The organism is Methanocalculus sp. (assembly GCF_029762515.1).
In the GTDB taxonomy this organism is placed as follows: domain Archaea; phylum Halobacteriota; class Methanomicrobia; order Methanomicrobiales; family Methanocorpusculaceae; genus Methanocalculus.
This window is the reverse complement of the sequence record NZ_JARVGN010000012.1, coordinates 1-12636: the sequence shown is the minus strand read 5'-3', so window position 1 is coordinate 12636 and position 12636 is coordinate 1. Positions and strand designations below refer to the sequence as shown.

The following is a 12636-nucleotide window of genomic DNA, read 5'->3' as shown; positions in this document are numbered from 1 at the left end:
GCTCAGATGTAGGCGGGTTCATCGGAAATCTCGATTATGTCGGGCTCCAGGGAGTCGGGATGGATGGTGACGGGATACCGGATCTCCTCTTCATGGCCTTCCAGCTTGTCTTTGCAGGGCTGACGCTTGCGATATTGACCTCTGCGATGGCAGAACGTGTGAAGATCAGTTCGTTCATCATCTTCGGCCTCCTCTGGACGACGCTCGTCTATGATCCACTTGCCCACTGGGCATGGGGTGGTGGCTGGGCACATCAGCTTGGAGCGCTTGACTTTGCCGGTGGAACGGTCGTTCACATCAGCTCAGGTTTTGGAGCTCTTGCCGCAGCACTCATCATCGGGAAACGTATCGGATTTGGAAAGCACTCGATGGAGCCGCATAACATCCCGATGACCCTCATCGGCGGTGCGCTTCTCTGGTTTGGATGGTTTGGATTCAATGCCGGTTCAGCCCTTGCAGCTGATGGCCTTGCAGCAAATGCCTTTGTGGTGACGAATATCTCAGCAGCTGCGGGTGCTCTCGCCTGGATGTTCGCTGCATGGGTTCAGGGCAAGCCCTCGTCCCTCGGTATGATCTCGGGTGCAATTGCGGGTCTTGTGGCAATCACGCCTGCTGCAGGCTTTGTCGATCCGATGGCATCAATTCCGATTGGTCTCATTGCCGGTCTTGTCTGCTATAAAGCAATGCTCTGGCGGATCAATAAAGGCCTTGATGAAACCCTCGATGCATGGGCGATCCATGGTGTCGGTGGTCTCTGGGGTGCTCTGGCAACGGGTATCTTTGCGACTGCTGCTGTTGGCGGTGTGAACGGTCTCCTCTATGGAAACCCAGGCCAGCTTGGTATCCAGGCAATTGATGCGTTTGCAGCGGTGATCTATGCATTCGTTGTGACCTACATCCTTGCCTATGCTGTCCACAAGACGATCGGCCTCCGTGTGTCAGAAGAGGAAGAGTATGTTGGTCTTGACATCTCCCAGCATGGAGAGAAAACTTCAAGTTAGCGGGGGGAGTGTGGATGAAAAAAATTGAGGCAATAATCCGGCCGGAACGGTACGAACATGTCGAGAAAGCCCTTGAAGAACATGGGTTTTCCGCAATGACCGTCTCGGATGTCAAAGGACGCGGTTCCCAGCGTGGGATCATACTCCAGTACCGTGGCAAGACGATGAAAGTGAATCTGCTGCCAAAGATCAAGATCGAGATGGTTGTAAAAGATGAGGATCTTCACCGTGCAGTCGAAACAATCCAGACAGCTGCACGGACAGGGATGGTTGGTGACGGCCGGATCTTCGTGATTCCGGTTGAGGAGGCATACTGGGTACGAAAAGACGATAAGAGCGAATAAAAAGAGAATTGGGCTCCATAATTCTTAGTACTATCTCCCACTATAAAAGGGGGGCTGATGGAGCCCTATAAGCCCCCCTTTTCCTATCACCCTTGTTCTTATGAATGTATTTATCGAATGCTGATGCTTTTTTTGTGTATGGCTGAGCCGGGAAGAGCGGATTATTATGCAAAAAAAGAACGGAATTGTTGGATCAGAGATCCAGCCAGCCACGAAGCTTCATCGCCTCAACGACACGGGAAATAGCAACAATATATGCCGCTTTTCTCATTGAGATACCGCGTGCACGTGATGTCTTGAAGATCTCGTGGTGTGCTTCAACCATCTTCTCTTCTAGCTTATGGTTCACCTGATCCTCTGTCCAGTAGTCCAGTGTCCTGTTCTGAACCATCTCAAAGTAGGAAACAGTAACGCCTCCGGCATTTGCGAGGATATCGGGGAGGACGATGATGCCCCTGTCTTCAAGAATGCGATCCGCTTCCGCGGTAGTTGGCCCGTTTGCCAGTTCTGCGAGGATCCTTGTCTTGACCCGTCCGGCATTCTGGGCGGTGATTGCATCTTCAAGAGCTGCTGCAATGATGATATCCGCTTCGATCTCAAGCACCTCGGCGCTTCCGACTTCCTGGGTGTTTGGTGCACCTTTGACTGATCCGGTCTTTGCCTTGTGTTCGATGATCTCCTCGAGATTCAGGCCATCAGGGTTGTAGGCGCCTCCGCGTGAGTCGGAGACGGCAATGACGCGGCAGTTCAGCATATTGCGTGCAAGCAGGGCGGAGTACATACCGACATTTCCAAAGCCCTGGACAACAACGGTTGCTCCTTTTGTTTCAAGCTCGATCTCGCGTGCTGCTTCCCTGATAGTGAGGATGCCACCGCGTCCGGTTGCCTCTGTCCTTCCGAGTGACCCGCCGATCCGAATCGGCTTTCCGGTGATGATACCGGGTTTGTACTCTCCGCTGAGACGGGCATATTCATCCATCATCCATCCCATGATGGATGCATCGGTTCCGACATCAGGTGCGGGAACATCGGTCTCCGGACCGATAAATTTCCATATACGGCCCATATATGCTCTGGTGAGCCGTTCAAGCTCGCCGCGGGAGAGCTTCTTTGGATCACAGATGATGCCGCCTTTTGCCCCGCCTAGCGGGAGGTTCATGACGGCACATTTCCAGGTCATCCATGCCGCAAGTGATCTGACGATCTCAACGGTCTCTTCAGGATGATACCTGATGCCCCCCTTCATCGGTCCCATGGCATTGTTATGCTGGACGCGGTATCCGGTGAAGACCTTCACGCATCCATTATCCATACGGACCGGAATAGAGACCTTTAGCTCCCGTTTTGGGTTCTGAAGGAGTTCTGTTGTACTCTTGTCGAGGTTCAGATCGCGTACGCACTCTTCAATAATATTGTACTGCGATTCTGTTGAATGATTCTTGTCAGTATCCATGTACTATCTCCTTGTAGCATTTGGGCCACTACTCCAAACGCACATATTTGTAAGGCGTGAGGGTAATAAGTGCTTGTCTTCCATCTCTTTATAAATGTGCTGGAACTTGTCCTATTTATATAGTTTATTATGCCCCCTCGTTCAGGGGAAGATTCCTATCATGCCAATTCCGATTCCAAACATCATTATTGCAAAGATCTGTTTCAGCCTCTCTGAAGGGAGCCGGTGGGCTGTTGCCACACCTACCCGGCTCAGGGGGATCATTGCTCCTGTTAAAAGAACCCATTGGAAAATGTCGATATAGCCAAGGAATCCTCTTCCAAGCTCTTCTATCATTGCTCCATGGAACATGTATGCAGCGATGCCGCCGATTGAGAATAAGAGGATGCAGGCTGAGGATGTCGCAACTGCCCGGTGTATCGGGAGTTTAAAGATGAAAAGGAGCATCGGGACCAGGATGAATCCTCCTCCAAGTCCGAGAAGCCCTGAGAGGAGGCCTGCAATAATCCCGGTCAGTGTCCATATGCAGAGTCCACTTCTTGTTGTACCGCCTGATGAGGCAGAGGTGCCCCGTACCATCCGGATTGCAGCGAGGATGACCAGCATCCCAAAGATTACTTTCAGGATTTCAACAGGGAGATGCGACGCGAGGGTTCCCCCTGCAAAACCTCCCAGTATTCCGGCTATTCCGATTGGAAGAGCAGCATTCCAGTCGATTGCACCCCTTTTCTGATGTGCCCATGCAGCGGCACAGGATACCGGGAATACAACCGCGAGGCTCGTTCCAAATGCAATGCGGATGGCATATGTCGGATCAATCCCGCCATCAACCAGGAGGAGGTACTGCACCGGGACCATGAGGAATCCGCCTCCGACCCCAAGGAGACCCGCAAAAAAACCGGCAATGATGCCTGTCAGAATCAGAATGAGTATGATCCAGATCAGATCCAGCATAATCACCCATTTTCTCTCTTAGAGGGGCTCTTCACCGCGATATTCGGCAAGGAGGCGTTTCATCCGTTCTTTCTTCAAAATTCCCTTTACCAGGTTATTGATCATATCGGTGGTCTCCTGATCATGTGCCTTCAACAGCATTGCATCCTGAAGTGCCGGTACCGCATCATTTCCCATACGCATGAGGATCTCTGACGCACCGCTCTGCAGGTCATCGTCTTCTGATTCCAATGCAACAAGAAGGGATGGAATGGCGGTTCTTCCCATACCGGCCAGGATCTCAACGCTGCGTTCACGAACCCGCCGCCTTGGATCAAGGAGGCTTTTCATCAGGGGATGGATTGCCGGTACTCCGACAGCTTTGAATGCAGCAGGGAGAGCCTGGCGTACTCCCTCTTCAGGTGATGCAAGGGCATCAATAAGCAGGTGAATGGATTGTGGATCGGCGGCCGCTGCCAGGGCATCCGAGAGGGCATCCCTGATTGCCGGTGTATCCTGGCGAATGAGTTCACGGAGGATGGCTGGTACCAGATCACCCCCGATTGAACGGAGGATCTCCCGAATAAAAGCCCGATCCGGTTCATCACCTGATGCATACCTGACCATCAGGGGTTGAAATGATCGCCTGATCACCTGTCTGAGCACCTCTTTTGCCTGCCCCCTGATCGATGAATCATGGCTCATGAGGTGGGTGAAGATCTGGTCAATTGTCTCCTGATCTCCAAGAGTGCCAAGGGCTGTGAGGGCGACAAATGCTACCCGGATCGAATGATGGGTAGATGCTTTGATGAGCAGGGATACCCCCCGCTCATCGTGGGTGCGTTCAACGAGCCTTATTGCACGGATTATTTTCGTTTCTTCCCTGTCTGTCAGGGCTTCTTCCAGTGCAGATACTGCGGCAGGCTGCCTCATCCTCCTGAGAGACCGGCCGATTGCATCAAGAAGTGTGGCTGCCTTCTCTCCGCCTCCCTCCTCCGGGGTCTCCATGGATAATCCCACTCTCACAAAGAGCCCAGCACAGCGGGGATCTCCAATTGCGAGAAGGACATGAAGGGCACGGAACCTGATCTCCGGATCATTGTTCGAGAGGAGTGGGCGGATATATGGTGTTGATCCGGTTCCAAGCCTGATGAGTTCATGAGCAGCTTTCATCGCCCTGGAATTCTTCTCACGGGAGAGAATTCGTACAAGACCCGGATAGTCCGCTTCTTCCCGGAGGAGGGTAAAGTCCCGCTCCTCTGTCCTGTTCAGGTCCTGTTTCATCATCCGGATGGCTTTTCTCCGGGCTTCCTTTGCCTGCTCATCATCAGGCCGGATCTCAAGGAGATGATCGAATGAGATGATCGCCTGATTGAACCGCTTCATTTCAAGCAGTACCCTTCCCCGTGCAGACCAGATATCCGGATCCCGCTTGTCCTCGCTGAGTGCGGCGTCGAAGAGACGGAGTGCCTCTTCGTACTCTTTGTCTTCAAGGAGCAGTTTCCCAAGGGCATAATGGGCGGGACCGGGTTTTGCCATGGCACCAGTTGCCTTCTGAAAGCTGGATTTTGCAATACCCCGTTCCCCTCGTATATTCTTAATGACACCGTGCAGGTACCAGCCCTCTCCTTCATCAGGATTCTGGCGGATAACCTCAAGGATCTGCGTTTCGGCCTCATTGATCATCCCGGATTTTAAGAGTGCCTTGCCTCGTTCAATCCATGCTCCGGGATCATCAGGGAGAAAGGCCATCGCCTGGGTTGCGAAGAAGAGCTTCCGTGCAGGATCTTTTTCGAGACGGGCACGTGCAATGAGCTCTTCCCCCCTCTCCCGGTCTCCTCTCTCCTCTCCCATGCCAGATCCCTGCTAACGTTGATGTAATCGAAGTATATCAGTATTTGGGTAAAACCATTCGGCACAGTAGCCTCTCTCATGGGATGATCTCGCATCCATTATACCTGGTATGGGCAAATGATCCCGGATCGATTCTGCCATCCTGTAAAAGGGTGCGAATTATCGGGAGGGATGCAATGAGTTCTGATCGCAGGTGGTGAATGGTCGAACAGACAGCATCTCTTCCTTCCTGTGGCCATGGCCTGATGATGTTTGAATAGAGGCACCGCCCCCCGCAGAACTCAGCTATCGAGCAGACGGTACAGGGATGGTGCGGCCGGACTTCGCGCAGTCGGGTCGGGTCAGCCGATCTGATATCACCCAGCAGGTATTCATTCATCCCGATCATGATCGGGCAGGGGATGATCGATCCATCAGTCTGGATCGTGAAATTTGTCACCCCGGAACCACAGCGAAGACCGGATGGCCTGTTTTGTAGCAGGTCTTCGGTTGTCTGAAGGAAGGGATACCACCTCAGTACATCGCCATCAGATTGCATATGAGAAACCCAGTGATCGATGAGTGAAGAGATACCCCTGTTATAGTTTACGCTGGCCCATTCTGCAAAGTGCCGTCTTTTATAATCTCCTGAGAAGTTTGCATCCATCTGCCAGTGAATGGATGTGAAGGGGGAGTCTTCAAGTGATGCAAGGTGAAGAACCGACGCAGCAATATCGGTCTCTTCATCAACAGTCATTCGTGCGATAAGCTCTCCTTTAAAGCCTTCTTCCCGGAGAAGCCTGGCATTTTGCAATGCACGGCGATATACTCCCTCCCCACGGTTTTGGTCAGTCGTCGCCTCATCACCATCGATCGAGATGAGGATCGTTTCAAACCTGTTTCTGTATGCAGCAGGCATCCGATCGAGCAGGATTCCGTTTGTCTGGAGCATGAACCTGTTGCAGGGGGCTTCGTCCATAATCTCGCAGATAAGATCATGCATCAGGAGCGGTTCCCCGCCGATGAAGGTGAGGACCGGCTCGGGATCTGCTGCGAGGAACCGGTACAGCGGGCTTTTCAGTGAGCGATCAAACTCCACCGGGAGATCCACTGCGATATCGCAGGGTGATGCACATTCATCCTCGTCATCATCGAAAAGTTTTCCGCGGCAGTACCGGCAGCAAAGGTTACAGTTGTCTGTACAATAGAGATGAAAAAATACCACCTGATCGTCACCCGCATAACAATGCAGATCATTATTTGAAGGGCACGATGATAAGGGAAGTGGAAAAGACATGCAATTCTTTAAATACTGTCGCTCGTATTCTCTAGTATGAACGAACAATCACGTATGCCCTATATCGTGCGAGGAGTGCTTGCCCTTCTTCTAGGTATTATTGTGCTCTTCTGGCCCGGCCTCACCGTTGAGGTGGTTGCAATCCTCTTTGCGGTCTTCATCCTGATCAATGGCCTTCTCCTTGTCGGGCTGTCACTCATGAAGCCCTCTGGCGAATCATTTGGAACTGCATTTCTCATCCTTGGAATCCTCCTGGTGATTGGTGGCATATTTGGGGTAATTAACCCGATCATGACTGCAATTACCCTGACTATCCTCATTGCAATCCTTGCGATCATATCAGGTTTCTCAGATATCTGGGTTGCACTTACGGTAATGGACTCAGGCGGTATCCGCCTGCTCCTTGGGCTCTCCGGTGCACTCTCGGTTATTCTCGGAGGTATCTTCTTCATCTTCCCGCTGCTTGGTGCGGTGATCCTGGTCGCCGTCTATATCGGTGTCTTTGCGATCGCAATCGGCATACTCAGCATTGTTCAGGGAATAATGACGCCAAAAGCTGCATCTGCATAATTGATCTCAGAGATGGCTCTGAGATTCTTTCTTTTTTATATGAAATTATTTAAAAAAAGGGTTTAGATGATGATGGTCTGGCTTTTCTGATCCTTCTCATCATCATAGTCGGTGATGATTGCTTCTGTTGAGAGTATCATTCCTGCAATCGATCCTGCATTCTGAAGCCCGATCCTGACCACCTTGGCGGGATCGATGACACCGCTCTCGATCAGGTTTTCATACTCGCCCTTCTTGGCATTATACCCGATTGACGGGTTCTTCTCACCCTTCAGCCGGGCGATGATCTCGGCTCCTTCGATCCCTGAATTCTTTCCGATCTGGCGAACCGGCTCTTCGAGGGCACGGCGGATGATCCCGACTCCTGCATCCCTGCCATCATTGAAGGAGAGATCCCCGAGGTTGTCTATTGCACGGAGCAGGGTGATACCGCCTCCGACGACAACCCCTTCCTCGACTGCTGCCTTTGTAGCATTCAGTGCATCGTCGATCCGCATCTTCTTCTCTTTCAGTTCGGTCTCGGTGGCAGCACCCACCTTGATGACAGCCACTCCCCCGCCGAGGCTGGCGAGCCGCCGCTTCAGTTCATTTGTCTTGAACTCCGCATCACTGATCTTAATCTGTGAATCGATCAGTTTCATCCGCTCTTCGACCATTGCACGATTGCCTGCGCCGCCGACGAGAAGGGTCTTCTCATCATCTACCCGTATGGTATGGCAGGTGCCAAGCTGTGAGCGGGTGACATCCTCAAGTTTCAGTCCCCGCTCTTCGGAGATGACAGATGCACCGGTGAGTGCAGCGATATCCTCAAGGTTTGCGAGCCGGTCATCACCAAATCCGGGTGCCTTCACGGCACAGACCTTCAGTGATCCGCGGATGATATTCAGAACCAGTGCTGCCTGAGCTTCTCCGTCAACATTCTCTGCAATGATTAAAAGCGGCCTTCCCTCGGATGAGACAAGTTCAAGGATCGGAACGATCTGCTTGATGGTGCTGATCGTCTTGTCGGTGATCAGAATATAGGGGTTTTCGTACTCGCAGACCATCTTCTCCTGGTCGGTGACCATGTAGGGTGAGATGAACCCGCTGTCAAACTGCATCCCCTTCACAACCTCAAGCCCTGTATCAAGGCTCTTTGCATCCTCGACACTGATCAGGCCATTATATCCGACCTTCTCCATTGCTTCTGCAATGAGGGATCCTATCTCTTCATCGTTGTTTGCCGAGATGGTTGCAACCTGATGGATCTTCTCCTGGTCGCGGACCGGAATGCTGGTTGACTCGATATATTCAACTGCGGCACTGACAGCACTTTCAATACCTTTTTTGATCTCGATTGGATTTGCACCAGTTGAGATGATCTTGATACCTTCTGTCAGGATCGCCTGTGCCAGCAGACAGGCGGTTGTTGTTCCGTCCCCGGTCTTATCCTGTGTCCGTGATGCGACCTCCTTGATCAGCTTCGCACCCATATTTTCGAATTTGTCGTGGAGTGAGATCTCTTTTGCAATTGTCACTCCGTCATTGGTGATGATCGGGTTTTGGTTCTTGTCGATGACGACATACCGCCCTTTTGGCCCGAGCGTCACCTTGACCGTATCTGCCACCTTATTAACACCTGAGAGGAGGGATTTTCGTGCCTCCTCATTGAACATGATCTGTTTTGTTGAAGTCATCTGTATCACCTATTCCACTTTTGCAATGACGTCCTTGAATTCGATCATGACGAGTTCTTCATCTTCGACGGTGATCTTCTCTGAACTGTATCCGCCATACAGGATCCGATCCCCGGCTTGTACGGGAAGTTCCTTCCCATCTTTATATGTCCCGCAAGCGACAACATCGCCCTCTTTCCGCTTCTCCTGGGCGCTGTCCGGGATATAGATCCCGCTCTTTGTCTTCTCTTCAGGTTTTCTCGGCCTGATAAGAACACGCTCACCGATTGGAACTATTGCCATTGTGTATCAACTCTCCTGATAGATTCGGCTTTCTGCCTTAACATAAGGTGAGTAGCAGTTCTATATATCCTTTGCCTATTGCCTCAAAACTTCTCTGTGATACACTGTTATCTCACCGTGTTCTGGTGCTGGTGAGCGCAACATAATTCGGAAGTTTCATCAGTTCAGAGGGGGAGTGTGTCCGCATGAACGGGCGAATACTCGTTGCCTATGCAACACGGGCAGGATCGACCGCCGGTGTTGCCGGGGCGGTTACTGAGGTGCTACGGGATGCCGGATATGACACAGATCTCTCTCTGCTTAACTCCGATCTGATGCCTGAACACTATGATGCTGTCATCCTTGGGGGGCCGATCTATATGGGGGCCATGCGTGAGGTGGAGGAGTATGTACGCGCCCATCACGCCGCACTTGAAAGCCGTTTCAAGGCGGCATTTGCTGTCGGGATGTCATTTGTTGAAGATGATGAAGAGAAGCGGGCTTTGGCACGTGCTGCACTGAGCAAGGCTATCAGCCCCTTTGAGCCTGCGCATCTCGGATATTTTGCTGGTAAAACGGATCCGGCGAAGCTTTCGTTTCTCCAGAAGGTGGCGCTGAAGGTTGTCAGCTCACCAATCGGTGATTTCCGGGATTATGAGGCGATCAAAGCCTGGGCTTTGGAGGTGGCCGGGGATCTGGGTGGTTCTCACCCGGCATGACCTTCTGTCTCTGCCTGCAAACCGGTAAGATATATCTCCTCAATCATCATCCAGTATCAGTACAGGAGCTCTATTACTGATGCTCGATCTTGCAATTGTCTTTGGAACGCTGCTTCTGGCACTCGTGCTCTTTGCGACCGGTAAGGTCAGGTATGACATCGTTGCATTGATTGCACTCCTCATTGTCACCATTGCAGGGATCATCGATCCACTTGATGCGTTCCTTGGATTTGGCCATCCCGCGGTGATCACCGTTGCTGCTGTTCTGATCCTGAGTAAGGCGCTTCAGAACTCAGGGTTAATAGATATTCTTGCCCGCCAGGTGTCGCGGGTGGGTGATGGGAAGGTGCGGCAGATCTTCTCACTCACCGGTATCGTTGCCCTTCTCTCCGGATTCATGAATAATATCGGGGCACTGGCCCTGATGATGCCGGTTGCCATCAGGACTGCGAGGAAGAGCGGGAGATCTCCTTCATATCTCCTGATGCCGATAGCGTTCGGCTCGCTCCTTGGTGGAATGGTCACCCTCATCGGCACACCCCCAAACATCATCATCGCCACCTATCGGATCCAGAATGGAGGCGATCCATTCCTCATCTTTGATTTCGCATATGTCGGGCTGGGGGTTGCGATCTGTGGCATCCTCTTCATCTCACTCATCGGGTATCGGCTGATCCCGATCCGGGAGAGACCGGCATCGCAGGAAGAGCTTTTCTCCGTTAAAGATTACTTAACCGAGGTCAGGGTTCCCGAAAAATCCAAATTCGCGGGAAAGATGATCATCGATATCGGGACCGCCACAGAGGCGGATGTGATGGTGGTCGGGATCGTACGAAATGGCCGGAAGATTGTCGCTCCCTCGGTCTATGAGAGGATACTTGAGAGTGATATCCTCATCATCAAGGCACATTCCGATGATCTCCAGACTCTCCTTGATGCAACCCGGCTCGAACTCACTGAAAAAGACGATGTGACCGAGGAGGTGATCGGATCGGAGAGTGTGGGCATTCTTGAGGCGATCGTCAAGCCGGATTCACCGATCCTCGACCAGACTGCATACTCTGCAAATCTCCGCTGGATACACGGGCTCAATCTCCTTGCAGTTGCACGGGAAGGCGGACGGATCAAGGATCGGCTGAAACAGGTCCGGTTTCAGCCCGGCGATATTCTCCTCCTTCAGGGGAAAAAAGATGCATTGCAGGCAGCCCTTCCAAAAATCGGCTGCCTCCCTCTTGCAGAGCGGGGATTCAGGATAGGTGGCCCGAAGATGATCCTCCTCGCCCTGATGATCTTCGGATCGGCACTTCTGGTATCTGCATTTGGGCTTCTGCCTGTTCAGATCGCCTTTTCCGCTGCAGTAGTCCTGATGATCCTCACCTCCATCATCTCTCTTCGCGAGACGTACGAGAGTGTTGAATGGCCGATCATCATCCTCCTTGGTGCAATGATACCTGTTGGACAGGCACTTGAGATCAGTGGAGGTGCTGCACTCATTGCCGGAAGTATCGTCTCGGCAGGCTCGACATTTCCACCGGTATTGACGCTCGTTATCCTCCTTGTCATCACGATGTTCCTCTCGGATCTCGTAAACAATGCCGCATCAGCTGTCCTGATGGCCCCGATAGCTATTGGTATTGCTCTTGATATGGGAGCCTCAATCGATCCCTTCCTTATGGCGGTTGCAATCGGGGCATCCTGTGCATTCCTTACCCCGATCGGCCATCAGTCCAATACCCTGGTCATGGGTCCGGGTGGATACAGGTTCACGGATTACTGGAGGATGGGGATTGTGCTTGAGCTGATCGTTGTGGCCGTCTCGATCCCACTCCTGATCTTCTTCTGGCCAATGTACTGATCAACGCGAGTAGATCGCCTCAGCATTCCCAAACTGGATGACATGGCCTGCGAGTGCAGCAGCAAGCTCTTTTCGTGTCGCCCCGGCGGGAAGGTCGATCTCGCTGTCAAGTGCATAGACCTTGAAGATGTACCGATGGGGTGATCCGGGTTGTGGGCATGGGCCTGAGTAGCCGATCTTTCCAAAGTCATTTACCCCCTGTACTGCTGAGACCGGAAATGAGATCGTCGGCTCTTTCGCGAGTGATTCAGGGAGGATTTTGACGGGTTCAATATTCCAGATGATCCAGTGGGCGAAGTTGCCGCCACCTTCTGAACTTGAATCCTCCATGATAACGGCAAGGGCTTTCACCTGATCGTTTAACCCGGCGATGGTCAGGGGAGGGGAGCGGTCTGCCCCGTCACAGGTGTAGTCGCCTGGAAATTCACGTGTTGGTAAGGTTATTGTCAGTTTCTCCATGGATTGTCACCAGTTGATGAGTGTGTATCATGTGTAATAAGGGTATGTCATCGCTGAACAAGTGCCTCGGTCTGCCCATACTGGAGGACATGCCCTTTCATTGCGCAAATCACCTCATGCTTGTCTGCACCTGGCGAACAGTCAAGGGGAGCATCGAGGCCATAGACCTTGAAGAGGATCCGCTGTGTCTCTCCTGCTGGTGGAGCGGGTCCCCGGTATCCGATCTCGCCATAAT

General features: G+C 52.2%; 12 protein-coding genes and 1 pseudogene. 5 read left to right on the top strand and 8 right to left on the bottom strand.

Annotated features, from left to right (window positions below):
• A partial coding sequence (locus tag QCH34_RS00980; RefSeq protein WP_300328600.1) for an ammonium transporter occupies positions 1-1001 on the top strand: 1001 nt, incomplete at its 5' end.
• 14 nt (positions 1002-1015) lie between these two features.
• The gene (locus QCH34_RS00975) at positions 1016-1345 is read left to right on the top strand and encodes a P-II family nitrogen regulator (RefSeq protein ID WP_300328597.1); all 330 of its coding nucleotides are present in this window, start codon (positions 1016-1018) and stop codon (positions 1343-1345) included.
• A 193-nt stretch (positions 1346-1538) separates the two neighbouring features.
• Here QCH34_RS00975 and QCH34_RS00970 read toward each other — a convergent pair whose 3' ends face one another.
• The 4 genes from QCH34_RS00970 to QCH34_RS00955 all read right to left on the bottom strand — a co-directional run bounded on the left by QCH34_RS00970 (position 1539) and on the right by QCH34_RS00955 (position 6789).
• Positions 1539-2798, bottom strand: coding sequence for a Glu/Leu/Phe/Val dehydrogenase (locus tag QCH34_RS00970; RefSeq protein ID WP_300328594.1), 1260 nt, complete (start codon positions 2796-2798; stop codon positions 1539-1541).
• 141 nt (positions 2799-2939) lie between these two features.
• On the bottom strand, positions 2940-3752 hold the full coding sequence (locus tag QCH34_RS00965; RefSeq protein WP_300328591.1) for a sulfite exporter TauE/SafE family protein: 813 nt from the start codon (positions 3750-3752) through the stop codon (positions 2940-2942).
• An 18-nt stretch (positions 3753-3770) separates the two neighbouring features.
• Positions 3771-5585 carry a HEAT repeat domain-containing protein gene (locus QCH34_RS00960; protein ID WP_300328588.1) on the bottom strand — a complete coding sequence of 605 codons (1815 nt, stop codon included), beginning with the start codon at positions 5583-5585 and terminating at the stop codon, positions 3771-3773.
• Positions 5586-5661: 76 nt separating this feature from the next.
• Positions 5662-6789, bottom strand: a complete 1128-nt coding sequence (locus QCH34_RS00955; protein ID WP_300328583.1) for a TIGR04084 family radical SAM/SPASM domain-containing protein — start codon at positions 6787-6789, stop codon at positions 5662-5664.
• A 108-nt stretch (positions 6790-6897) separates the two neighbouring features.
• Here QCH34_RS00955 and QCH34_RS00950 point away from each other — a divergent pair, with 108 nt between their 5' ends.
• Positions 6898-7431, top strand: a complete 534-nt coding sequence (locus QCH34_RS00950) for a DUF308 domain-containing protein (protein ID WP_300328579.1) — start codon at positions 6898-6900, stop codon at positions 7429-7431.
• Positions 7432-7493: 62 nt separating this feature from the next.
• On the opposite strand, the gene groL is transcribed toward QCH34_RS00950, so the two are convergent.
• Both groL and groES read right to left on the bottom strand, forming a co-directional pair.
• Positions 7494-9107 (bottom strand): chaperonin GroEL, encoded by a 1614-nt coding sequence (gene groL, locus QCH34_RS00945; RefSeq protein ID WP_300328575.1) that lies wholly within the window; start codon positions 9105-9107, stop codon positions 7494-7496.
• Positions 9108-9116: 9 nt separating this feature from the next.
• Positions 9117-9389 carry a co-chaperone GroES gene (gene groES / locus QCH34_RS00940; RefSeq protein ID WP_300328572.1) on the bottom strand — a complete coding sequence of 91 codons (273 nt, stop codon included), beginning with the start codon at positions 9387-9389 and terminating at the stop codon, positions 9117-9119.
• Between the two features lie 185 nt (positions 9390-9574).
• On the opposite strand from groES, the gene QCH34_RS00935 reads away from it, so the two are divergent.
• The gene (locus QCH34_RS00935) at positions 9575-10087 is read left to right on the top strand and encodes a flavodoxin domain-containing protein (RefSeq protein ID WP_300328569.1); all 513 of its coding nucleotides are present in this window, start codon (positions 9575-9577) and stop codon (positions 10085-10087) included.
• Between the two features lie 79 nt (positions 10088-10166).
• On the top strand, positions 10167-11942 hold the full coding sequence (locus QCH34_RS00930; protein ID WP_300328566.1) for an SLC13 family permease: 1776 nt from the start codon (positions 10167-10169) through the stop codon (positions 11940-11942).
• Here QCH34_RS00930 and QCH34_RS00925 read toward each other — a convergent pair whose 3' ends face one another.
• Positions 11943-12401: a YbhB/YbcL family Raf kinase inhibitor-like protein gene (locus QCH34_RS00925; RefSeq protein WP_300328563.1), complete on the bottom strand. Its 459-nt coding sequence runs from the start codon at positions 12399-12401 to the stop codon at positions 11943-11945. It abuts the gene before it with no gap.
• A 47-nt stretch (positions 12402-12448) separates the two neighbouring features.
• Positions 12449-12636 (bottom strand): annotated as a pseudogene (locus QCH34_RS00920) (YbhB/YbcL family Raf kinase inhibitor-like protein); the annotation flags it as partial.